The sequence below is a fragment of the Streptomyces sp. NPDC002669 genome (assembly GCF_042889165.1).
GTDB lineage: Bacteria > Actinomycetota > Actinomycetes > Streptomycetales > Streptomycetaceae > Streptomyces.
This window is the reverse complement of the sequence record NZ_JBIAQQ010000006.1, coordinates 50,899-71,895: the sequence shown is the minus strand read 5'-3', so window position 1 is coordinate 71,895 and position 20,997 is coordinate 50,899. Positions and strand designations below refer to the sequence as shown.

Sequence of the window (20,997 nt, the reverse complement as noted above, 5' to 3'; positions counted from 1 at the left end):
GGTAACCAGCGAGGGGACGGAGCCGCCTCATGCCCGCAGAACCCGAAGAAAAACCACCCACCGTCACACCCGTGCGCGTGGTCATCGCCCTCTGTCTCGTCGCCCCGTTCGTGGCGATGCTCTGGGTGAGTTCCTACGCGAAGGTGGACCCCACCTTCATCGGCATCCCGTTCTTCTACTGGTACCAGATGCTCTGGGTACTGATCTCCACCGCGCTCACGATGGTCGCGTACAAGCTGTGGCAGCGTGACCAGCGCGCCCGCAAGGGGGGTGCTTCCTCATGAAGGACGGTGTGAACGGCGTCGCGCTCGGCGTCTTCATCTTCTTCTTCGTCGCCGTCACGGTCATGGGGTTCATGGCGGCCCGCTGGCGCAAGGCGGAGAACGAGGCCAGTCTCGACGAATGGGGCCTGGGCGGACGGTCGTTCGGCACCTGGGTCACCTGGTTCCTGCTCGGCGGCGACCTGTACACCGCGTACACCTTCGTCGCCGTTCCCGCGGCGATCTACGCGGCGGGCGCGGCCGGCTTCTTCGCCGTGCCGTACACGATCCTCGTGTACCCGCTGATCTTCACCTTCCTGCCCCGGCTGTGGTCGGTCTCGCACAAGCACGGGTACGTCACCACCTCGGACTTCGTGCGCGGGCGGTTCGGCTCGAAGGGCCTGTCGCTGGCGGTCGCCCTCACCGGCATCCTCGCCACGATGCCGTACATCGCGCTCCAGCTCGTCGGCATCCAGGCGGTGCTGGACGTGATGGGCGTCGGCGGTGGCGAGAACACCCACTGGTTCATCAAGGACCTGCCGCTGCTGATCGCGTTCGCGGTGCTCGCCGCGTACACCTACTCGTCCGGACTGCGGGCCCCCGCGCTGATCGCGTTCGTCAAGGACGGGCTGATCTACCTGGTCATCGCGGTGGCGATCATCTACATCCCGATCAAGCTGGGCGGCTTCGACGACATCTTCGCCAAGGCGGGCGAGGCGTTCTCGCAGACCAACCCGGCCACCGGCAAACCGCGCGGCGCGCTCGCACCGGGCGAGGCGGGCCACTGGGGATACGCCACCCTGGCACTGGGCTCGGCACTGGCACTCTTCATGTACCCGCACTCGATCACGGCGACGCTCTCCAGCCGCAGCCGGAACGTGATCCGGCGCAACACCACGATCCTGCCGCTGTACTCGCTGATGCTGGGCCTGCTGGCGTTGCTCGGCTTCATGGCGATCGCCGCCGGGATCAAGGTGGACAACGGGCAGCTGGCCATTCCGCAGCTGTTCGAGAACATGTTCCCGGACTGGTTCGCGGGCGTCGCGTTCGCCGCCATCGGCATCGGTGCCCTGGTGCCCGCCGCGATCATGTCGATCGCCGCGGCCAACCTCTTCACCCGCAACATCTACAAGGACTTCCTGAAGCCGGACGCGACCCCGGAGCAGGAGACCAAGGTCTCCAAGCTGGTCTCGCTGCTGGTCAAGGTCGGGGCGCTCGCCTTCGTCCTCACGATGGACAAGACGGTCGCGATCAACTTCCAGCTGCTCGGCGGGATCTGGATCCTCCAGACGATGCCGGCCCTGGTCGGCGGCCTGTTCACCCGCTGGTTCCACCGCTGGGCGCTGCTCGCGGGCTGGGCCGTCGGCATGGTGTACGGGACGGTGGCCGCGTACGGCGTCGCCTCGCCGACACAGAAGCACTTCGGCGGCTCGTCCGCGGAGATCCCCGGCATCGGCGAGATCGGCTACATCGGTCTCACCGCGTTCGTGCTGAACGTGGTGGTCGTGGTGGTGCTCACCTTCGTCCTGAACGCCCTGAAGGCGCCCGCCGGGATCGACGAGACCTCGCCGTCCGACTACACGGCCGACGCGGGCGACCCGGGTGTCGCCACCGAGCTCCCGCCCGCCACGGCGGGTGCGCCCGGCGGCCACTGACGCCCGACCCGCACGAAAGGAACGGGCCGCCGGTCGTTCCCGGAAGGCCCGCAGGGCCCTTCCCGTCGGTCCGGATCGAACCGACCGACACAACATGTGGGGGCCGCCTCATCGGGCGGCCCCCACATGTATGCTCATCCTCGCTGTCGCCGCAGGGGAATCCGGTGCGAATCCGGAACTGTCCCGCAACGGTGTACTCAGTGCGCATTCGCGCACCCCGAACAAGTCCGAGGACCTGCCGGCAGCGCGTCCGGTTCGACCGATCCGGGCGCCAGACGTCCGGGCCTCGCGGTTGGGCCGGCGGACGCCGTGCGCGGTGCTGTCCCGTTCCCGGGCGCGCCCGCCCGGCCGCCCGTTCCCCCGCCGGCCCCGAGCCGAGCGAGGGAGAGCCCCCACGTGACCATCGCACCAGCCGATCCGGCATCGGTCGCCACGTCCACGGCCGCCGTTTCCGAGGCAGCCGCACCCGACGGACCGGGGGCCGCGCTGCTGCGGACCCTGACCGACCTCACCGCCGATCTGCCCGACACCGACCCCGGTCGCGTCGCCGCCGCCGCGCTGCGCGGCCGCAGCGCACGGGCGGACGAGGCCGAGCTGTGTTCGCTGGCCACCGAGGCCGCCGCCGGGCTGATCTCCGAGGACCCCGCCTACTCCCGGCTCGCCGCCCGGCTCCTGACCCGCGCCATCGCGGACGAGGCCGCCGGACAGGGCGCCGTCTCCTTCTCCGCCTCGGTCGCCGTCGGACACCGCGAGGGCCTGATCGCGGACCGCACGGCCGACTTCGTCGCCCGCAACGCGGACGCCCTCGACGCGCTGGTGGAGCGGGCGCTCGCCGACGGCGCCGACGACCGCTTCGGCTACTTCGGGCTGCGGACCCTGCACAGCCGCTACCTGCTGCGCCACCCGCACACCCGCCAGGTCGTCGAGACGCCGCAGCACTTCATGCTCCGGGTCGCGTCCGGGCTCGCCGAGGACGACTCCCCGCGCGCCGTGGACGAGGTCGCGGCGCTGTACGAGCTGATGAGCCGGCTCGACTACCTGCCCTCCTCGCCGACCCTCTTCAACTCCGGCACCCGGCACCCGCAGATGTCCTCCTGCTACCTGCTGGACTCCCCGCTCGACGAGCTGGACTCGATCTACGACCGCTACCACCAGGTGGCCCGGCTCTCCAAGCACGCCGGCGGCATCGGTCTGCCGTACTCCCGCATCCGTTCCCGGGGTTCGCTGATCCGCGGCACCAACGGGCACTCCAACGGCATCGTGCCGTTCCTGAAGACGCTCGACGCCTCGGTCGCCGCGGTCAACCAGGGCGGCCGGCGCAAGGGTGCCGCCGCGGTCTACCTGGAGACCTGGCACGCGGACATCGAGGAGTTCCTGGAGCTGCGGGACAACACGGGCGAGGACCAGCGGCGCACGCACAACCTCAACCTGGCGCACTGGATCCCGGACGAGTTCATGCGCCGGGTCGAGGCGGACGGCCGCTGGTCGCTGTTCTCGCCCGCCGACGTGCCCGAGCTGGTGGACCTGTGGGGCGAGGAGTTCGACGCCGCGTACCGGGCCGCCGAGGCGAAGGGGCTGGCCCGCAAGTCGATGCCCGCCCGTGAGCTGTACGGCCGGATGATGCGTACCCTCGCCCAGACCGGTCAGGGCTGGATGACGTTCAAGGACGCCGCCAACCGGACCGCCAACCAGACCGCCGAGCCGGGCCGCGTCGTCCACTCCTCGAACCTGTGCACGGAGATCCTGGAGGTCACCGACGACGGCGAGACGGCCGTCTGCAACCTGGGCTCGGTCAACCTCGGCGCGTTCGTCGTCGACGGTGCCATCGACTGGGAGCGGCTGGACGCCACCGTCCGCACCGCGGTGACCTTCCTGGACCGGGTCGTCGACATCAACTTCTACCCGACCGAGCAGGCCGCCCGCTCCAACGCCCGGTGGCGCCCGGTGGGCCTGGGAGCCATGGGTCTCCAGGACGTCTTCTTCCGGCTGCGGCTGCCGTTCGACTCCGCCGGGGCCCGCGCGCTCTCCACGAAGATCTCCGAGCGGATCATGCTCGCCGCGTACGAGGCGTCCTGCGACCTGGCCGAGCGGTCCGGCCCGCTGCCCGCCTGGGAGCAGACGCGCGCCGCGCGCGGGGTGCTGCACCCCGACCACTACGGCGTCGAGCCGAACTGGCCGGAGCGCTGGGACGCGCTGCGCGCCCGCGTCGCACGGACCGGGATGCGCAACTCGCTGCTGCTGGCCATCGCGCCGACGGCGACGATCGCCTCGATCGCGGGCGTGTACGAGTGCATCGAGCCGCAGGTCTCCAACCTCTTCAAGCGCGAGACGCTCAGCGGGGAGTTCCTCCAGGTCAACGCGTACCTGGTGGAGGACCTGAAGCGGCTGGGGGTGTGGGACGCGCGCACCCGGGAGGCGCTGCGCGAGGCGAGCGGCTCCGTGCAGGGCTTCGCCTGGATCCCCGAGGACGTGCGGGCGCTGTACCGCACGGCGTGGGAGATCCCGCAGCGCGGTCTGATCGACATGGCGGCGGCCCGTACCCCGTTCCTCGACCAGAGCCAGTCGCTGAACCTCTTCATGGAGACGCCGACGATCGGCAAGCTCTCCTCGATGTACGCGTACGCCTGGAAGCAGGGGCTGAAGACCACGTACTACCTGCGTTCGCGCCCGGCGACCCGGATCGCCCGGGCCGCGTCCGGCCAGGCGTCGGCCGCCGCCCCCGTCCCCGTACAGCAGGCTTCGGCGCCCGACGCGGACGCCATCGCCTGCTCCCTGGAAAACCCCGAGTCCTGCGAGGCCTGCCAGTAATGACCGCCAGCGAAGCGAAGAACCTGCTCGACCCGGGCTTCGAACTGACCCTGCGTCCCATGCGCTACCCGGACTTCTACGAGCGCTACCGGGACGCGATCAAGAACACCTGGACGGTGGAGGAGGTCGATCTGCACTCCGACGTGGCCGACCTCGCCAAGCTGTCGCCGGGCGAGCAGCACCTGATCGGCCGGCTCGTCGCGTTCTTCGCCACGGGTGACTCGATCGTCTCCAACAACCTCGTGCTGACGCTGTACAAGCACATCAACTCCCCCGAGGCGCGGCTGTACCTGTCGCGGCAGCTCTTCGAGGAAGCCGTGCACGTCCAGTTCTATCTGACGCTGCTGGACACCTACCTGCCCGATCCGGACGACCGGGCGGCGGCGTTCGACGCGGTCGAGGAGATCCCCTCGATCCGGGAGAAGGCACAGTTCTGCTTCCGGTGGATGGACTCGGTCGAGAAGATCGAGCGGCTGGAGACGAAGGCCGACCGCCGCCGCTTCCTGCTGAACCTGATCTGCTTCGCGGCGTGCATCGAGGGGCTGTTCTTCTACGGCGCGTTCGCCTACGTCTACTGGTTCCGCTCGCGGGGGCTGCTGCACGGTCTCGCCACGGGCACCAACTGGGTGTTCCGGGACGAGACGATGCACATGAACTTCGCCTTCGAGGTCGTGGACACCGTCCGCAAGGAGGAGCCGGACCTCTTCGACGAGGAGCTCCAGCAGCAGGTCACGGACATGCTCAAGGAGGCCGTCGAGGCGGAGCTGCAGTTCGGCCGCGACCTGTGCGGCGAGGGCCTGCCCGGCATGAACACCGAGTCGATGCGGCAGTACCTGGAGTGCGTCGCCGACCAGCGGCTCACCCGGCTGGGCTTCCCGGCGGTCTACGGCTCCGAGAACCCGTTCTCGTTCATGGAGTTGCAGGGCGTGCAGGAGCTGACGAACTTCTTCGAGCGCCGCCCGTCCGCGTACCAGGTGGCGGTGGAGGGCTCGGTCGCCTTCGACGACGACTTCTAGGTCTGCTACACCCTGGCCCAGCTTCTGACGTACGGGCGCCGCGCGGTTCTGACAGGCTGCGCGGCGCCCGCCGTTTTCGGCGGTCCGTCGTTCCGTGCCCGCTGTGCGGAGCGCAGTTCGCGGTCGATGCGGCGCTCCCGGGCGAGCCCGGCCAGGGCGGGCAGCAGGACGAGAGCGATAAGTGCGGCTATGCCCAGGACGTTCAGGAATGCGTTCATGGCTCTACTGTCGCCTGCGCGGGCCCGTCGCGGCAGTGGCAGGACTGTCATGGAACGTCGAATTACTGCCACACTGACTCCATGCTGAACAATGTCGCCGCTCTGCTGCTCGACGATGTCCACCCCTTCGAACTGGGCGTGCTGTGCGAGGTCTTCGGGCTCGACCGCAGCGAGGACGGACTGCCGGTGCACGACTTCGCCGTGGTCTCCGCCGAAGGCCCGGTGCTCCGGACCCACGCCGGTTTCACCATCGGCACCTCGCACGGCCTCGACCGACTGGAGGAGGCCGACCTCATCGCCGTCCCCGCCGGCGGCCGCTTCGTGGACCGGGAATACCCCGAGGAGGTCCTCGACGCCCTGCGCCGGGCGGTGGACCGGGGCGCCCGGGTGCTGAGCGTCTGCTCCGGCGCGTACCTCCTCGGCGCGGCCGGACTGCTGGACGGGCGCCGCTGCACCACCCACTGGCGCCACGCCCGGGAGCTGGCCCGCCGCTTCCCCCGGGCCGTCGTGGAACCCGACGTGCTGTACGTGGACGAGGGCCAGATCATCACCTCGGCGGGCACGGCGGCCGGGATCGACGCCTGCCTGCACCTGGTCCGGCAGGCGTACGGGCCCCACGTCGCCAACGCGATCGCCCGTCGCATGGTGGTGCCGCCGCACCGGGACGGCGGCCAGGCGCAGTACATCGAGCGGCCGCTGCCGCGCACCTCCTGCGACACCGTCGGCGAGACGCTCGCCTGGATGGAACGCCACCTCGACCGGGAGATGACCGTCGAGCAGCTGGCCGCCCAGGCCCACATGTCGCCGCGCACCTTCGCCCGCCGCTTCCAGCAGGAGACGGGCACCACGCCGTACCGCTGGCTGCTGCGCCAACGGGTGCTCCTGGCGCAGCACCTGCTGGAGACGTCCGACGAGACGGTGGACACCATCGCCGGGCGCACCGGTTTCGGGACCGCCGCCGCGCTGCGCCACCAGTTCGTGCGCTCCTTGAACACCACTCCGAACGCGTACCGCCGCGCCTTCCGCGGCCCCGGCGTGGTGCCCGAGGTGGCCTGACCGGCGGACCCGCACGGCGGGCGGCACGCCGCACGCGGCGCGCGAAGGGCCCCGTGCGCCGGTCCGTGAGGAGCCGGTGCGCGGGGCCCGGTGTGGCAGGACGTGCCGGGTGCGTCAGATGCCGCAGCTGGGCGCCGACCAGTAGTGCGAGGGGCCCTGGTTCACGTGGATGTGGTCGTTGTGGCCGGGGTAGCCCGGGCCGAGGATCCCGTTGAAGCCGTGGTAGCGGGCCTGCTTGGCGATGGTGCACAGCGAGTGCGGTCCGGAGCCGAGGTCGACGGCGTCCCCGTACATGTGACGGCTGTTGGACGCCCCGCCGACCGCCGCGTTGCAGGAGACCGAGCGGAATCCGCTGGTGACCCGGATCGACTGGTCACCGAGCGCGTGCCGCAGCGCCTCCAGCTTCCACATGGAACTGAGCGCGTTGGCTCTGGCCGTTCCGGCCGCCACCTTGCCGCCGGCCCAGGTGCTGTTGCACTTGTTGAGCTCGGGGTAGGTGAAGTGCGCCGGGGTGCAGTCGCTGTCCTGCAGCGCGTAGATCTTGGCCTGGGTGGCCGGGCCCGCGATGCCGTCGGCGGCGAGTCCGTAGGCGGCCTGGAAGCGCTTGACGGCAGCGGTGGTGGCCGGGCCGTAGGAGCCGTCGATGGCCAGCACGGAGTTGTAGCCGGGGTATCCGGCCACCCGTATCTGGAGCTGGACGACGTCGTTGCCCGTGGCGCCGGGGCGCAGCGTGCGGGTCCAGGTGTAGCAGTCGTCGGCCTGCGCGGTGCCGGCGGTCACCACGGCCCCACCCAAAGTGAATGCCATGGTCATGACAAGGCCGAGCAGGAGTCGTGCGGTACGTCTGAGCATGAGGGAGCTCCCTACCCGAAAAAGGTGTGGGAAGAAAGCCTGTCGGACGAGTCGACGCGCGTCAACTTCCCGTAAAAAAATGGCAGTTGACGGCCAGAGCCGGTCCGGGAACCCGACGGGCCCCGGTCCGCCCCGCAGGGTGGACCGGGGCCCGTCGGCAACAAGCTGACGCCCGATCAGTCGTTCGGCACGACCTCGTAGCGCGGGGTGTTCTCCGCCATCTGCCGCAGCGCGTCCTTGCGGTCCCGCTTGGAGAGGCGGTCGATGTACAGGTAGCCGTACAGGTGGTCGGTCTCGTGCTGGAGGCAGCGGGCGAAGTAGCCACTGCCGCGGACCTTGATCGGGTTGCCCTTGGCATCCTGCCCGCGGACCACCGCGTAGTCCGGGCGGGCCAGCGAGGCGTACGCCGTCGGGACGGAGAGGCAGCCCTCGTTGGAGTCGTCCAGGACCCGGTCCTCGGGCGCCAGCTCCTCCAGCACCGGGTTGCAGACGGCGCCCACGTGCCGCACGCCGTCGTCGTCCGGGCAGTCGTAGACGAAGACCTTGAGGTCGACGCCGATCTGGTTGGCGGCCAGGCCCACGCCCTCCGCCGTCCGCTGGCTGGCGAACATGTCGTCGATCAGCCCGGCCAGCTCGTCGCCGAACTCGGTGACGTCCTTGCACTCCTTGTGGAGCACCGGGTTGCCCACGACCGTGATCGGACGGGAGGTGCCGCGCTCGCGGTAGGCGGCCTCGCGCGCCTCACAGTCCTCGGTGTCCACGACGAATCCCTCGTCGTCGACATTGATCTGCTCGTCCGTGTCCTGTTGCGCCATGTCCGCCGTATGCCTTCCTCAAAAACCTTGGGGCCCGGGCAGTCCGGGGAACCGCCGGGCACCTCGACCGGTGCGCGTACAGCCTAACGGCCCCGCCCCTGGCGGAGAGCGGATCGGCGAGCGGTCAGCAGACCTCTTCGAGGTCCCGCCACTCGCGGCTGTCCGGGCTGTCCGCCACCCAGCCGTCCAGCAGACCGCGCACCAGCCCGGCCGGCGCGGCTATCCCGCACTCCCGCTCCGGCACCCACAGCTCGCCGGCGGTGCGGTGGCCCAGCGGGCCGGGGTGCCCGGGCTCGCTGTGGTCGTGCGGGTCGAGGTGTTCGCCGTCGCCCTCGTCGCTCTCCATCCGGCTCTCCGAACAGGCCCGGCAGAGCAGCCGCACGGAGGACGACCAGTCCTCGGCGGCGAACCCGGCGTCGGACGCCAGCCGCTCCAGCGCGTCCCGGTCCGCCTCGGTGGCCGCTTCGAGCAGCACCACCCAGGTGGGCACCGGGGACGGCGCCCACAGCTCGATCTCGTCGAAGACCGGGTACGAGGGCCCGGCCGCGGTGACCCGCTCGCCGTTCGGCACCCCGTCGTGCAGGACGACCTCGCCCCAGCGGCGCCCGGACGAGGGCAGCGGGATGGACAGCACCTCCATCCGGGCCGGATCGAGCCTGCGGCCCCACACGACCTCGGCCTCGCCCTCCGGCGACAGCCGCACCGCGGCGCTGCCCAGCTCCATGCCGACCGGCTCGCTGTTGGCCGCCGCGGTGTGCTGACCGGCGCCCGGCACCTTCAGGCCGTACGCCTGCCAGGCGCGGCGCGCCAGCGGCCAGTCCTGCAGCGCGGTGGCGGCGATCCCGACGTTCCACCAGTCGGGGGCGCCGGATTCCTTGTCGAGCAGCGCCACGGCCCGCAGGCCCGCCGCCCTCGCCTGTTCCCAGTCGTGCCGGAACTTGTGCAGCAGCGCCAGGTTGAACCACGACTCGGAGAGCCAGGGTTCCAGATCCGCCGCACGTGTCAGCAGCGCGCCCGCGTCCTCGTACCGGCCGTCGCCGATCAGCGTGAACGCGCGGTCCGTGGCCTGCCGCCAAGAGGCGGAGGGCCGATGCCGTACCTTCCCGAAGATCCTCACGATTCCCGCCCGTCCCGACTGGACACCCTCGTTTTCCGCTCTTCTTCGCATCCAACCATGCCGGGCCGGACGCTCGCTCATTACCCATGGGTTACCCGGGGAGAACCGGGGCCGGACCGCTCCGGGACAGGACCCGGGCCAGCGATTCCACGACTTCGGGCTGATAGTCGTGGGCGGTCCCGAGCCTGAGCTGTTCCAGTGCGCCCAGCGGCCCGATGAGGCTTTCCCCGCAGAGGTCGTCGTATGCGTTGACCGTCCTGACGATCCTGGCGGACAACGGCTGCTCGCGATAGGGGTCGGCCTGTCTCTCCACCACGACGGCCACCTCGGCGTCCACCCCGGTCTGCCGGACCACGGCCCCGCCGAGCAGCGCGATCCGGCGCTGTTCGGCGGCGGGCAGGGTGGCCGTCGCCCCGTCCGGCACCGGGTCGACGAGGGAGAGCTGCCCGATGTCGTGCATCAGGGCCGCGTACTCCAGCACGGTCAGCTGGCTCCCGGAGAGGCCCAGCTCACGGCCGACGGCCCGGCAGAGCACCGCGACCCGGCGGGCGTGCCCGTGCGGGGTGTACCCGGCGATCTCGGTGGCCCGGGCGAGCGAGGCGATGGTCTGCCGGTAGGTGGTGCGCACGGCGACGAACCGGCGGAAGGAGACCTGGGTCAGCAGCAGCGGCACGCACAGCACGGGCAGCGCCCACAGCCCGGCGACGGCCACCCCCAGCGCCATCACGACGCCGGTCGCGCAGACCGCCGAGCCGATGCCGACGAGCCCGCGCAGCTGGTCCCGCAGCAGCGGCGGATAGGGGTGGCGGGTGCGCGAATGCAGCAGCAGGGCCGCGAGGACCGCGTCGCACAGGGCGGTGAGCACCAGGAGCAGCAGCAGGACGAGCACGTAGTACGGGCCCTCGCCGAACCAGCTCGCGATGCGGCCGGAGTTGTACAGCGGCTGGAAGCAGACGGCGGCGAAGGTGACGGACAGGATCCGGCGGGCCACCCGGTCGGGGCCCGGCCCGGTGCCGCGCGCCACCTGGGGCACGCAGGCGACGAGCTGCGCCGCGACGAGCACGGCGATCACCTGGAGGACGCCGTGCCCGGTGGGCGTGCCGCCGCTGCGGCCGAGAAGGGCGTACGCGAGCGCCCCGGCGGCGCCGAGCGGGGCGGGCTCGCGCTCGGCGGGCAGGGCTCCCCAGCGGGCCAGTTCGCCGACGGCGATCAGGACGCCGAAGGCGAGGGCGTGGCCGGGGTCGTGGACGCCGTACCAGAAGGTGTGGGCCAGCCCCGCGACGGCGAACAGGGCGGCGGCGCCCCGGACGGCGAGGGCCACGGGGGACGGCCGCGCCCCGGCCCGGTCCCGGCTCACCGGCGGCGGTCCGCGGGCGGCTGCGGACCGGGCGACTGGGTGCGGGCGGGCCGGCCGGTCCCGTCCCGCGGCGACCGCGCGGGGGGCATCCGGCCGGTCCCGCCCTGCGGCGGGCGGTGGCACGGCGCACCGCGGCCGGGGGGCGGTACCCGGGCGGGTCCGGCCTGCGGCCGAAGCGTCTCGGCGCCCCCGCCCTCGGCCGGGGGCTCGTCCGCCGTCACCCCGGCCGTCACCGCCGACCAGCCGTGCCGCTCCAGCCCGCGCACCAGCGCCCGCACCATCTGCGGATCGAACTGCGTGCCCGCGCACCGCTTCAGCTCCTCCAGCGCGGCGGGCACCGGCCTCCCCCGCCGGTACGAGCGGGTCGAGGTCATCGCGTCGAACGCGTCCGCCACCGCGACGACCCGCGCGAACTCCGGGATCTCGCGCCCCCGCAGCCCGTACGGATAGCCGCTGCCGTCGAGCCGTTCGTGGTGGTGCAGGATCGCGGCCCGCGCCTCGCCGAGGAAGCCGATGCCGCGGACGATCTCGTGCCCGTACTCCGGGTGCAGCTCGATCACCTGTCGTTCCTCCGGGGTGAGCGGCCCGTCCTTGCGGAGCACCCGGGTGGGGACGCCGAGCTTGCCGACGTCGTGCAGGATGCCGGCGAACCGGAGGACCTCCAACCGGTCCTTCTCCATGCCCAGTTCGCGGGCGATGATGACGGAGGCCCGGCCGACCCGTTCGCTGTGGCCCCGGGTGTAGGTGTCCTTGAGGTCGACGGCCTGCACCAGCGCCCTGATGGTGGCGCGGTGGGCGGCGTGCTCACGGTGGTACTGGGCGAAGACCCAGCAGGAGATGTACATCGGCAGCAGGACGATGAGCGCGGACAGCGGTCCGTACGGGCCGCGCCACAGCACCGCCATCATCAGCCCGGCGAGCCCGTGCACCAGGTGCGGCCCCAGCGAGCGGGACAGCAGTCCGCCCCAGGCGCGCCCCGGCGGCAGCCGCTCGGCCACGACCAGGATCGAGCCGTCCAGCGCGGTCAGCACGAGGCTGAAGACCAGGGCCGCGGCGCAGGCGGGCAGGATCGCGTACGGGAGGTCGGGTCCGGTGCCGGTGCCGCCGAGTGCCGCGGTGCCGCCGAGCAGGGCGTGGGCGGTCGAGGCCGCCCAGACCGTGACGGCGAGCTGCGCGGCCCGCCAGACCCGCCGGGCGGCGGCGGGCGGCTGCTCCACCCGGCCGACGAGCGATCCGGGCACGGCGACGAGGGCGGCCGCGGCGGGCGGCAGCAGGAACGCGGCGGCGAGCAGCAGCGGAAAGAACGATCCGGCGCTGATCGGCACGGAGCCGCCGAAGAACGGGAAGCGTCCGGGGAGTTCGCAGACCAGGTAGAGCCCGGTGAGCAGCGCGAGGGTGAACCACGGGACCTCCGCCCCGGTCCGCAGGACGGGGAGCACACAGCACAGGGCGCCGACCGCGGCCACCAGGATGTATCCGCGCGCCGCCCCGCGTGTGGCTCTCACCCGCCCGGCCCGCCCCCCAACATGGTCAATGGAGGCGCCACGCTAGCGATTTGTGGGCGGGCCCGAGCCGCAATGGACCGGATTAGCACATTCGGGTGACGGGTGGGATGACGTACCGGCCCGGAACCGTCAGTGCCCGGCGCGCGTCCGGGCGGACCGGCGCGGGGCGTGCCCGGACACGCGTGTGGGGGCGCGCCGCGTCGTGCGCGGCACGCCCCCACCCGTGCGGAACGCGAGGAGGACCGGTCGGGGCCGAGGCCCGGCCGTCACTCCTTGGCGGCGGCCGGCGTCTCGCTCTCCGCGGCCGTCACGTCCTGCTCGGGAACCGCCTGGCCCGAGCGGATCAGATCGATCCGGCCCATCACCTTGGACCGCAGATCGGTCGGTACGTCGTCCTGGCCGCAGCAGCGCTTCACCAGCTTCTTCACGGCCTGCTCCAGACCGTACTTCTCCAGGCACGGGGAGCACTCCTCGAAGTGCACCTCGAACTTGGTGCAGTCACTGTCGGGCATCTCGTGGTCGAGGAACTCGTAGAGGTGGTCGAGCACCTCCGAGCAGTCCGTCTCGTGCGGCTCTCCGCAGCTCATGAGCCCGAGCCTTTCCGATCGTCCGACTCTCCGGCACCGGCCGGGACGAGCCCGCGCTCACGGGCGTAGTCCTCCAGCATGCCGCGCAACTGGCGGCGGCCCCGGTGCAGTCGGGACATCACCGTACCGATGGGAGTCCCCATGATGTCCGCGATCTCCTTGTAGGCAAAGCCCTCTACATCGGCGAGATACACGGCGATGCGGAACTCCTCGGGGATCGCCTGCAGGGCGGACTTCACGTCCGAGTCGGGCAGGTGGTCGAGCGCCTGCGACTCCGCGGAGCGCAGACCGGTCGACATGTGCGACTCGGCGCGCGCCAGCTGCCAGTCCTCGATCTCCTCGGCGGCGCTGCGCTGGGGCTCCCGCTGCTTCTTGCGGTACGAGTTGATGAAGGTATTGGTGAGGATGCGGTACATCCACGCCTTGAGGTTGGTGCCCTCACGGAACTGATGGAAGGAGCCGTACGCCTTGGCATACGTCTCCTGGACCAGGTCCTCGGCGTCCGCGGGGTTGCGCGTCATGCGCAACGCGGCCGAGTACATCTGGTCGAGGTAACCGAGAGCGTCCCGCTCGAAGCGTGCGTTGCGCTCGGCAGCCGTCTCCGGTACGCGGCCGTCGTCGGTCCCTGTGTCGGTCCCAGTGACCGGACCCACCTCCTCCAACGCTGTGGCGGAGCCGAAACCGGACCCGCTCGAATCGGAGAATAGTCGACCTTGCTTCGAGACGGGCTGTCGATTCGATCCGCCCGACGCCCGCTCGGGAGCGGTCCTGGCCGCATGCAGGACCGTCCACTCCAGGTCAGCGGCGTTCGAGCGACGCGGGCAGATGGTCGAACCCATGCGACGGACTCCCTCTCCACACATACGACGTTGTTGTACCGATGACACGCACAACAGCCGCCCCCCACCCAACATTCCCGGGGTGTGCGTCACACGGGAGCGAGACCGGTGGAGAGCCATCCGGCCACGGCGGCGGTCAGGGTCCCCAGCGCCTCCTCCTGCGTCGTGCCGGCCTTCTTCGGTACGGCGAAGCCGTGGTCGCCGTACGGCACCTCGACGATCCCGTAGGTCCCCGGGGAGAATTCGGCGGGCCGCCCGAACGGGTCGTTGCCGCCCTGTACGACGAGCGTGGGCACGCCGGTCCCGGTGAGCTCGTCCTCGCGGGACTTCTCCGGCTTCCCCGGCGGGTGCAGCGGGAAGGCGAGCGCGAGGACGGCGCGGGCGCCCAGCTCCGCGGCCGTCCGGCAGGCCACCCGGGCCCCGGCGCTGCGGCCGCCCGCGACGACGGGCGCCCCGGCGGCGGCGAGGGCGGGCCACACCCCCCGCCATCCGGTGTCCAGCGTCTTCGGGGCGGGCGCCAGCTTCTTCCCGGCGACCCGCCACGGCTGCTCCACCAGGGCGACGGTCACCCCGTGGGCGGGCAGCGCGGCGGCCAGGGCCCGGAGGTCGCGGGCCTCGATGCCGCCGCCCGCGCCGTGGCCGAGTGCGAGCACGAGCCGGGCCGCCGTGGCTCCCCCGGCGGGGAACCAGGTGATCCTTGCCGGTCCGGCATCGGTTCCGACCGTCTCGACCGTACGGTCCTTCTCTGTGGTGGTCACGCGTCCCATCCTCCCCCGGCGGGAGGCCGAAAGGGCGTCAGAAGAGGGTGCCCTCCTCCGGCGCGGCCAACTCCTCCACCAGTTCGGGCCCGTTGTTGCGGACGTTGCTGACGGCCGTGGCCACCGGGTAGGCCCGCATCAGTCCGGCCGGCGGCGGCGCGAGCAGCCCCCGCACCTCCTCGGCCTCGGTGTTCGACGGGTCGAGCCAGGCGTCCCAGCGGTCCGGGGTGAGCATCAGCGGCATCCGGGGATGGATGTCGGCGAGCGTCGCCGGGCCCTCGGCGGGGGCGACGCCGAGCGGGGTGGTCTCCGCCTCCGTCGTGATCACCGAGCAGGTCACCCACCAGGCCGCCGGGTGGTCGTCGGGCAGGGTCCGGTCGCGCCAGAAGTCGTACAGCCCGGCCATCGCGAAGACCGACCCGTCGGCGGGCGTCACGAAGTACGGCTGCTTGCGCGGGCGCTTCTTCCTCCCCTTCTCCTCCAGCTGCCGCTCGTCCGCGCCGGTGACCCACTCGTAGTAGCCGTCGGCGGGCAGGATGCAGCGCCGGGAGGCGAAGGACCGCCGGAAGGACGGCTTCTCGTGGACGGTCTCCGCGCGGGCGTTGATCATCCGCGCGGCGCCGTCGGGCGACTTCGACCAGGAGGGCACGAGTCCCCATCTCAGGGTGCGCATCTGGCGAACCGGACGCGGCTCCGCCGCGTCCTTCACAGGACGTTCCAGTACCGCGTAGACCTCCTTGGTCGGTGCCACGTTCCAATCCGGCGCCAGGGCCTCTGCGGGCTCCCACTTCTCGACCTGGAAGATTCCGGTCAGGTCCTCGGGCCGCCGACTCGATGCATACCGTCCGCACATGAGTGCCAGACTGCCACGACCGTCACGACGGCAAGACGCCGAATACCGCAAGGAGCCGCCCGCATCATGGACAGCACCGATCTGGGCAATCTGTGGGACCGCGTCACCGGCACCCAGCCCGCCCCCGAACAGTGGCTCGTGGTGGTGACCGGGACGCTCGCCCTCATCGCCGTCGTACCGAACCCGCTGTGGCGGCTGAGCCGCAACGCGATCACCATCGCGCACGAGGGCGGCCACGGACTGATCGCACTGCTCACCGGCCGGCAGCTCACCGGCATCAGACTGCACTCGGACACCAGCGGCCTCACCGTCAGCCGCGGCAAACCGACCGGCATCGGCATGATCCTCACCGCGGCGGCCGGTTACACCGCCCCGCCACTGCTGGGGCTGGGCGGGGCGTGGCTGCTGGTCGACGGCCGGATCACGCTGTTGCTGTGGCTGGCCACCGCACTGCTCGTGACGATGCTGGTGATGATCCGCAACGTGTACGGGGCGCTGGCGGTGATCCTCACCGGTTCGGCCTTCCTGCTGGTGTCCTGGCTGGCCTCGCCCGCCGTGCAGTCGCTGTTCGCGTACGCCGTGGTCTGGTTCCTGCTGCTCGGCGGCGTGCGGCCGGCCTTCGAGCTCCAGTCGAAGCGGCGGCACGGGGGTGCGCCGGACTCGGACGCGGACCAGCTGTCACGGCTGACCGACGTGCCCGCGCCGCTCTGGCTCTTCCTCTTCCACGCGGTGTCGCTCTCCTCCCTGATCGGCGGCGGGCGCTGGCTGCTCGGCATGTGAGACGGGCGGCGCCCGGGGCGCGGGGGCGGGCCCACCGGACGCTCTAAAGTGAGGTCCATGACCGAAAGCTCCGTGCACCCCGCCCTCTGGCCCGCCCCCCATGCGACCGGGGCCGTCGACGCGACCGTCACCGTGCCCGGGTCGAAGTCGGTCACCAACCGCGCGCTCGTCCTGGCCGCGCTCGCCGCCGAACCCGGCTGGCTGCGCCGCCCGCTGCGTTCCCGCGACACCCTGCTGATGGCCGAGGCGCTGCGCGCGATGGGCGTCGGCATCGAGGAGACGGTCTCGTCCAGCTCCGCCGTCACGGGCGGCCCGGAGGCGTCCGGCGAGGCGTGGCGGGTCATCCCGGCCGGTCTGCACGGCCCCACCACGGTCGACGTCGGCAACGCCGGCACGGTGATGCGCTTCCTGCCGCCGGTCGCGGCCCTCGCCGACGGCCCGGTCCGGTTCGACGGCGACCCGCGTTCGTACGAGCGCCCGCTGGACGGCGTGATCGACGCGCTGCGGGTGCTCGGTGCCCGGATCGACGACGAGGGGCGCGGCTCGCTGCCGATGACGGTGCACGGCAGCGGTGCGCTGGACGGCGGGCCGGTGGCGATCGACGCCTCCTCGTCCTCCCAGTTCGTCTCGGCGCTGCTGCTCTCGGCGCCCCGCTTCAACCAGGGGGTGGAGGTGCGCCACACGGGCGCCCGGCTCCCCTCCATGCCGCACATCCGGATGACCGTGGACATGCTGCGGGCGGTCGGCGCGCAGGTCGACGAGCCGGAGACGGGCGGTGAGCCGAACGTCTGGCGGGTCTCCCCCTCCGCCCTGCTCGGCCGGGACCTGACCATCGAGCCCGACCTGTCCAACGCCCAGCCGTTCCTCGCGGCCGCGCTGGTCACCGGCGGCCGGGTCACCATCCCCGACTGGCCCGAGCGCACCACCCAGCCGGGCGACGCGCTGCGCGAGATCTTCACCGCGATGGGCGGCAGCTGCGAGCTGACCGAGCGCGGCCTCACCTTCACCGGCTCGGGCCGCATCCACGGCATCGACGTCGACCTCGGCGAGGTCGGCGAGCTGACGCCCGGCATCGCGGCGGTGGCGGCCCTCGCCGACTCGCCGTCCACCCTGAGCGGTGTCGCCCATCTGCGGCTGCACGAGACGGACCGGCTGGCCGCGCTCACCAAGGAGATCAACGAGCTCGGCGGCGACGTCACCGAGACCGCCGACGGGCTCCACATCCGGCCCCGTCCGCTGCACGGCGGTACCTTCCATACGTATGACGACCACCGGATGGCAACCGCGGGGTCGATCATCGGCCTTGCCGTCCCCGGAGTGGAGATCGAGAACGTGGCGACAACCGCCAAGACCCTGCCGGACTTCCCGCAGATGTGGACCGGAATGCTCGGGGTCTGAGAAATGCGCCGTTACGGCAAGAACCCCGACGAGGACGACGTCCGGGTCCGCCCCAACCGCAAGGGCAACCGGCCCCGCACCCACATCCGTCCCAAGCACGAGGACGCCGAGGACGGCATGGTCCTCACCGTCGACCGCGGCCGTCTCACCTGTCTCGTCGACGACCGCACGGTCGTCGCGATGAAGGCCCGCGAGCTGGGCCGGAAGGCCGCCGTGGTGGGCGACACCGTCTCGATCGTCGGGGACCTCTCCGGCGACAAGGACACCCTCGCCCGCATCGTCCGCATCGGTGAGCGCCGCTCGGTGCTGCGCCGGACCGCGGACGACGACGATCCGTACGAGCGGGTGGTCGTCGCCAACGCCGACCAGCTGGCGATCGTCACGGCGCTGGCCGATCCGGAACCCCGGCCGCGGATGATCGACCGCTGTCTGGTCGCCGCGTACGACGGCGGGCTCTCCCCGCTCCTGGTGCTCACCAAGTCGGACCTGGCCTCCCCGGACAAGCTGCTGGAGGCGTACACCCCGCTGGGCGTCCCGTTCGTCGTCACCAGCCGCGAGGAGCTGGAGAACGGCGACGCGGCCGACCGGGTCCGCGAGCAGCTCCAGGACCGGGTCACCGCCTTCGTCGGGCACTCCGGCGTCGGCAAGACCACGCTGGTCAACGCCCTCGTGCCGGAGGACCGGCGACGCACGACCGGGGTGGTCAACGCGGTCACGGGCCGCGGTCGGCACACCACCACGTCGGCGCTCGCGCTGCCGCTGGCCGGCGGGCGCGGCTGGGTGATCGACACCCCCGGCGTGCGTTCCTTCGGGCTCAACCACATCGACCCGTCCCGGGTGATCCACGCGTTCCCGGACCTGAGGCCCGGCGCCGAGGAGTGCCCGCGCGGCTGCACCCACGACAGCCGGCAACCGGAATGTGCCCTGGACGCCTGGGTGGCGGACGGTCACGCCGACCCGGCACGGCTCGACTCGCTGCGCCGGCTGCTGTCCACCCGCGAGCGACGCGAGGGCGACTGACCCGACGGCCCGGTCCCGGCAACCGGTCCCGACGGCCCGGTCACGGCCGGGCGACGCGTCGGCGACCGGGCCGGGCGCGTTTGCGATCTGCCGTCGCCGGTAAGTGCATAATCACACCGAGCCTGGCAAGGCGGTCACCGACGTGGGAGGGCACTGACGATGGCGTGGCTGCTGGTCGTGGTCGCAGGACTTCTGGAGACCGGCTTCGCCGTCTGTCTGAAACTCTCGCACGGCTTCACCCGGCTCTGGCCGACCATCGCGTTCGCCGCCTTCGCCCTCGGCAGCTTCGGACTGCTGACGCTGTCGCTGAAGAAGCTCGACGTGGGGCCCGCCTACGCCGTGTGGACCGGCATCGGCGCGGCCGGCACCGCGATCTACGGCATGGTCTTCCTCGACGACGTGGTCTCCACCCTCAAGCTGGTCTCCATCACCCTGGTCATCCTCGGGGTGATCGGACTCCAGCTCTCGGGCTCGGCCCACTGACCGCGCCGCGCCGTCCACCTGCGGGAACACCGCTCAGACGAGCGGGCCGGACGTCCCCTCCAGCACCTGGCGCACCAGGGGGACCGGTCCCCGCCCCCTCCCGGACCGCGCCGGCACCAGCGCGTAGCTCAGGGCCAGCCTGAGCACGATCTCGCAGCGCGCGGCGAGCGCCGCCGGGTCGTACGGCGGCCGTCGCGCGGCCGGGTCCGGGCCGAAGGCGCCGAGGACGGTCGCCGCGCGTTCCCCGGCCAGCCGGAGCAGCTCCGCGGGCGGCGGTGTCCCGGCATCGGCGCGCCGCTGGGCGGGCACCGGTGAGGGGGGCGGAGGGCCACCACGCGCGGGGCGGGGCGACCGTTCGTTCCAGCAGCCCGTCAGCACCCCTCTGACCAGGGCGTTCGCCCGTACGGCCCGGACGGTCCAGACGGCGGTGGCGGTCAGTTTCTCCGTGGCGCCGCCGTCCGAGGCCAGCGCCCGTTCCACCCCGGCCAGATAGCCGTCGGCGGCGTCGCGGAGCAGGGCGCGGGCCAGGCCGTCCTTGCCGCCGAACTCGTTGTGGAGGGTCTGCCGGGAGACGCCGGCGGCGGCTGCCACGTCGACCATGCGCACCGCCGTCCAGGGCCGGGTCGCCAGCGCCGAGAGGGCGGCGTCCAGCAGTGCTTCCCGCGCTGTGGGCATCGTCGCCTCCCGCGCCGAGGGCTCCGTCCCAGCGTTGGGGCGCCCCGGAGAACTGTCAATGGCCCGCGCGGGCCCGGGGTCCTGTGGTCCCGTTCACCTGCGGTCGATACTGTGACGACATGCCCGATTACCACGATGATCTGCGCCTTGCCCATGTCCTGGCGGACGCCGCCGACGCGGCGACGATGGACCGGTTCAAGGCCCTGGACCTCAAGGTCGAGACCAAGCCGGACATGACGCCGGTGAGCGAGGCCGACAAGGCCGCCGAGGAGCTGATCCGGGGCCACCTCCAGCGGGCGCGCCCGCGGGACGCGATCCTGGGCGAGGAGTTCGGCATCGAGGGCACCGGCCCGCGGCGCTGGGTGATCGACCCGATCGACGGCACCAAGAACTACGTGCGCGGTGTGCCGGTCTGGGCGACGCTGATCTCGCTGATGGAGGCCGGGGAGGACGGTTTCCAGCCGGTCGTCGGCGTGGTGTCCGCCCCGGCGCTGAACCGGCGCTGGTGGGCGGCGAAGGGGGCCGGGGCGTTCACCGGCCGCAGTCTGACCTCCGCGACCCGGCTCCAGGTGTCGAAGGTCGAACGGATCGCGGACGCCTCGTTCGCGTACGCGTCGCTGAGCGGCTGGGAGGAGCAGGGCCGGCTCGACGGGTTCCTGGACCTGACCCGGGCCTGCTGGCGCACCCGCGGGTACGGCGACTTCTGGCCGTACATGATGGTCGCCGAGGGTTCGGTGGACATCTGCGCGGAACCGGAGCTCTCGCTCTGGGACATGGCCGCCAACGCGATCGTCGTCCAGGAGGCGGGCGGCAGCTTCACCAGTCTGGACGGGGTCTCCGGCCCCGGCGGCGGCAACGCCGCGGCCTCCAACGGCCTGCTCCACCACGAGCTGCTGGGTTATCTGAACCAGCGCTACTGACCCGGTCCCGGCCCCGCCGCCCACG

The 20,997-nt window shown here is 72.0% G+C and carries 21 protein-coding genes and 1 riboswitch; of the genes, 10 read left to right on the top strand and 11 right to left on the bottom strand.

Annotated elements, in window-relative coordinates; translation table 11 throughout:
• Positions 1 to 29: 29 nt before the first annotated feature.
• The 4 genes from ACFYW1_RS11365 to ACFYW1_RS11350 all read left to right on the top strand — a co-directional run bounded on the left by ACFYW1_RS11365 (position 30) and on the right by ACFYW1_RS11350 (position 5,739).
• The gene (locus ACFYW1_RS11365; protein ID WP_388990311.1) at positions 30 to 284 is read left to right on the top strand and encodes a DUF3311 domain-containing protein; all 255 of its coding nucleotides are present in this window, start codon (positions 30 to 32) and stop codon (positions 282 to 284) included.
• Entirely contained in the window at positions 281 to 1,915 is a 1,635-nt protein-coding gene (gene mctP / locus ACFYW1_RS11360) for a monocarboxylate uptake permease MctP (protein ID WP_388990309.1), read from the top strand. Before ACFYW1_RS11365 ends, mctP begins: the two co-directional genes overlap by 4 nt.
• Before the next feature lie 127 nt (positions 1,916 to 2,042).
• A riboswitch (cobalamin riboswitch) is annotated at positions 2,043 to 2,173 on the top strand.
• A gap of 138 nt (positions 2,174 to 2,311) precedes the next feature.
• Positions 2,312 to 4,723, top strand: coding sequence for a ribonucleoside-diphosphate reductase subunit alpha (locus tag ACFYW1_RS11355; RefSeq protein WP_388990307.1), 2,412 nt, complete (start codon positions 2,312 to 2,314; stop codon positions 4,721 to 4,723).
• Positions 4,723 to 5,739 carry a ribonucleotide-diphosphate reductase subunit beta gene (locus ACFYW1_RS11350; protein ID WP_388990305.1) on the top strand — a complete coding sequence of 339 codons (1,017 nt, stop codon included), beginning with the start codon at positions 4,723 to 4,725 and terminating at the stop codon, positions 5,737 to 5,739. Before ACFYW1_RS11355 ends, ACFYW1_RS11350 begins: the two co-directional genes overlap by 1 nt.
• 5 nt (positions 5,740 to 5,744) lie before the next feature.
• Here ACFYW1_RS11350 and ACFYW1_RS11345 read toward each other — a convergent pair whose 3' ends face one another.
• On the bottom strand, positions 5,745 to 5,957 hold the full coding sequence (locus ACFYW1_RS11345) for a hypothetical protein (protein WP_388990303.1): 213 nt from the start codon (positions 5,955 to 5,957) through the stop codon (positions 5,745 to 5,747).
• An 81-nt stretch (positions 5,958 to 6,038) separates the two neighbouring features.
• Here ACFYW1_RS11345 and ACFYW1_RS11340 point away from each other — a divergent pair, with 81 nt between their 5' ends.
• The gene (locus tag ACFYW1_RS11340) at positions 6,039 to 7,013 is read left to right on the top strand and encodes a GlxA family transcriptional regulator (protein ID WP_388990301.1); all 975 of its coding nucleotides are present in this window, start codon (positions 6,039 to 6,041) and stop codon (positions 7,011 to 7,013) included.
• Between the two features lie 114 nt (positions 7,014 to 7,127).
• Here ACFYW1_RS11340 and ACFYW1_RS11335 read toward each other — a convergent pair whose 3' ends face one another.
• From ACFYW1_RS11335 to ACFYW1_RS11295, 9 genes are all read right to left on the bottom strand, one after another.
• A complete protein-coding gene (locus ACFYW1_RS11335; RefSeq protein ID WP_388990299.1) occupies positions 7,128 to 7,865 on the bottom strand; it encodes a D-Ala-D-Ala carboxypeptidase family metallohydrolase in 738 nt (245 codons plus the stop codon).
• A gap of 176 nt (positions 7,866 to 8,041) precedes the next feature.
• Positions 8,042 to 8,680 carry a peptide deformylase gene (gene def, locus ACFYW1_RS11330; protein WP_388990297.1) on the bottom strand — a complete coding sequence of 213 codons (639 nt, stop codon included), beginning with the start codon at positions 8,678 to 8,680 and terminating at the stop codon, positions 8,042 to 8,044.
• Between the two features lie 124 nt (positions 8,681 to 8,804).
• Complete coding sequence (locus tag ACFYW1_RS11325) at positions 8,805 to 9,797, bottom strand: hypothetical protein (RefSeq protein ID WP_351835196.1); 993 nt, start codon at positions 9,795 to 9,797, stop codon at positions 8,805 to 8,807.
• Between the two features lie 91 nt (positions 9,798 to 9,888).
• Positions 9,889 to 11,154 (bottom strand): HD-GYP domain-containing protein, encoded by a 1,266-nt coding sequence (locus ACFYW1_RS11320; RefSeq protein ID WP_388990294.1) that lies wholly within the window; start codon positions 11,152 to 11,154, stop codon positions 9,889 to 9,891.
• The gene (locus ACFYW1_RS11315) at positions 11,151 to 12,659 is read right to left on the bottom strand and encodes an HD domain-containing phosphohydrolase (protein WP_388990292.1); all 1,509 of its coding nucleotides are present in this window, start codon (positions 12,657 to 12,659) and stop codon (positions 11,151 to 11,153) included. Before ACFYW1_RS11315 ends, ACFYW1_RS11320 begins: the two co-directional genes overlap by 4 nt.
• Positions 12,660 to 12,925: 266 nt before the next feature.
• Positions 12,926 to 13,246: a mycothiol system anti-sigma-R factor gene (rsrA, locus tag ACFYW1_RS11310; protein WP_148839118.1), complete on the bottom strand. Its 321-nt coding sequence runs from the start codon at positions 13,244 to 13,246 to the stop codon at positions 12,926 to 12,928.
• A complete protein-coding gene (locus ACFYW1_RS11305) occupies positions 13,243 to 13,899 on the bottom strand; it encodes a sigma-70 family RNA polymerase sigma factor (protein WP_187438842.1) in 657 nt (218 codons plus the stop codon). The genes rsrA and ACFYW1_RS11305 overlap by 4 nt, the downstream gene beginning before the upstream one ends.
• 275 nt (positions 13,900 to 14,174) lie before the next feature.
• Complete coding sequence (locus ACFYW1_RS11300) at positions 14,175 to 14,843, bottom strand: alpha/beta family hydrolase (RefSeq protein WP_388990289.1); 669 nt, start codon at positions 14,841 to 14,843, stop codon at positions 14,175 to 14,177.
• 37 nt (positions 14,844 to 14,880) lie between these two features.
• Positions 14,881 to 15,696 carry an SOS response-associated peptidase gene (locus ACFYW1_RS11295; RefSeq protein ID WP_388990287.1) on the bottom strand — a complete coding sequence of 272 codons (816 nt, stop codon included), beginning with the start codon at positions 15,694 to 15,696 and terminating at the stop codon, positions 14,881 to 14,883.
• A 66-nt stretch (positions 15,697 to 15,762) separates the two neighbouring features.
• On the opposite strand from ACFYW1_RS11295, the gene ACFYW1_RS11290 reads away from it, so the two are divergent.
• From ACFYW1_RS11290 to ACFYW1_RS11275, 4 genes are all read left to right on the top strand, one after another.
• Positions 15,763 to 16,476 (top strand): M50 family metallopeptidase, encoded by a 714-nt coding sequence (locus ACFYW1_RS11290; RefSeq protein WP_388990285.1) that lies wholly within the window; start codon positions 15,763 to 15,765, stop codon positions 16,474 to 16,476.
• Between the two features lie 57 nt (positions 16,477 to 16,533).
• The gene (gene aroA / locus ACFYW1_RS11285; protein ID WP_388990283.1) at positions 16,534 to 17,874 is read left to right on the top strand and encodes a 3-phosphoshikimate 1-carboxyvinyltransferase; all 1,341 of its coding nucleotides are present in this window, start codon (positions 16,534 to 16,536) and stop codon (positions 17,872 to 17,874) included.
• Between the two features lie 3 nt (positions 17,875 to 17,877).
• On the top strand, positions 17,878 to 18,894 hold the full coding sequence (rsgA, locus tag ACFYW1_RS11280; RefSeq protein ID WP_388990280.1) for a ribosome small subunit-dependent GTPase A: 1,017 nt from the start codon (positions 17,878 to 17,880) through the stop codon (positions 18,892 to 18,894).
• A gap of 159 nt (positions 18,895 to 19,053) precedes the next feature.
• Positions 19,054 to 19,377, top strand: a complete 324-nt coding sequence (locus ACFYW1_RS11275; protein ID WP_388990278.1) for a DMT family transporter — start codon at positions 19,054 to 19,056, stop codon at positions 19,375 to 19,377.
• A gap of 33 nt (positions 19,378 to 19,410) precedes the next feature.
• On the opposite strand, the gene ACFYW1_RS11270 is transcribed toward ACFYW1_RS11275, so the two are convergent.
• Entirely contained in the window at positions 19,411 to 20,052 is a 642-nt protein-coding gene (locus ACFYW1_RS11270; protein WP_388990276.1) for a TetR/AcrR family transcriptional regulator, read from the bottom strand.
• 119 nt (positions 20,053 to 20,171) lie between these two features.
• Between ACFYW1_RS11270 and hisN the strand changes: the two genes are divergently transcribed.
• Positions 20,172 to 20,972, top strand: coding sequence for a histidinol-phosphatase (gene hisN / locus ACFYW1_RS11265; protein WP_356930899.1), 801 nt, complete (start codon positions 20,172 to 20,174; stop codon positions 20,970 to 20,972).
• The last annotated feature ends 25 nt before the right edge of the window (positions 20,973 to 20,997 follow it).

What these genes read in the sequence shown, in the direction of transcription:
- ACFYW1_RS11365 (WP_388990311.1), top strand. Translation starts at nt 30, where the DNA reads ATGCCCGCAGAACCCGAAGAAAAACCACCCACCGTCACACCCGTGCGC.
- mctP (WP_388990309.1), top strand. Translation starts at nt 281, where the DNA reads ATGAAGGACGGTGTGAACGGCGTCGCGCTCGGCGTCTTCATCTTCTTC.
- ACFYW1_RS11350 (WP_388990305.1), top strand. Translation starts at nt 4,723, where the DNA reads ATGACCGCCAGCGAAGCGAAGAACCTGCTCGACCCGGGCTTCGAACTG.
- ACFYW1_RS11345 (WP_388990303.1), bottom strand. Translation starts at nt 5,957, where the DNA reads ATGAACGCATTCCTGAACGTCCTGGGCATAGCCGCACTTATCGCTCTC.
- ACFYW1_RS11340 (WP_388990301.1), top strand. Translation starts at nt 6,039, where the DNA reads ATGCTGAACAATGTCGCCGCTCTGCTGCTCGACGATGTCCACCCCTTC.
- ACFYW1_RS11335 (WP_388990299.1), bottom strand. Translation starts at nt 7,865, where the DNA reads ATGCTCAGACGTACCGCACGACTCCTGCTCGGCCTTGTCATGACCATG.
- def (WP_388990297.1), bottom strand. Translation starts at nt 8,680, where the DNA reads ATGGCGCAACAGGACACGGACGAGCAGATCAATGTCGACGACGAGGGA.
- rsrA (WP_148839118.1), bottom strand. Translation starts at nt 13,246, where the DNA reads ATGAGCTGCGGAGAGCCGCACGAGACGGACTGCTCGGAGGTGCTCGAC.
- ACFYW1_RS11295 (WP_388990287.1), bottom strand. Translation starts at nt 15,696, where the DNA reads ATGTGCGGACGGTATGCATCGAGTCGGCGGCCCGAGGACCTGACCGGA.
- ACFYW1_RS11290 (WP_388990285.1), top strand. Translation starts at nt 15,763, where the DNA reads ATGGACAGCACCGATCTGGGCAATCTGTGGGACCGCGTCACCGGCACC.
- aroA (WP_388990283.1), top strand. Translation starts at nt 16,534, where the DNA reads ATGACCGAAAGCTCCGTGCACCCCGCCCTCTGGCCCGCCCCCCATGCG.
- rsgA (WP_388990280.1), top strand. Translation starts at nt 17,878, where the DNA reads ATGCGCCGTTACGGCAAGAACCCCGACGAGGACGACGTCCGGGTCCGC.
- ACFYW1_RS11275 (WP_388990278.1), top strand. Translation starts at nt 19,054, where the DNA reads ATGGCGTGGCTGCTGGTCGTGGTCGCAGGACTTCTGGAGACCGGCTTC.
- ACFYW1_RS11270 (WP_388990276.1), bottom strand. Translation starts at nt 20,052, where the DNA reads ATGCCCACAGCGCGGGAAGCACTGCTGGACGCCGCCCTCTCGGCGCTG.
- hisN (WP_356930899.1), top strand. Translation starts at nt 20,172, where the DNA reads ATGCCCGATTACCACGATGATCTGCGCCTTGCCCATGTCCTGGCGGAC.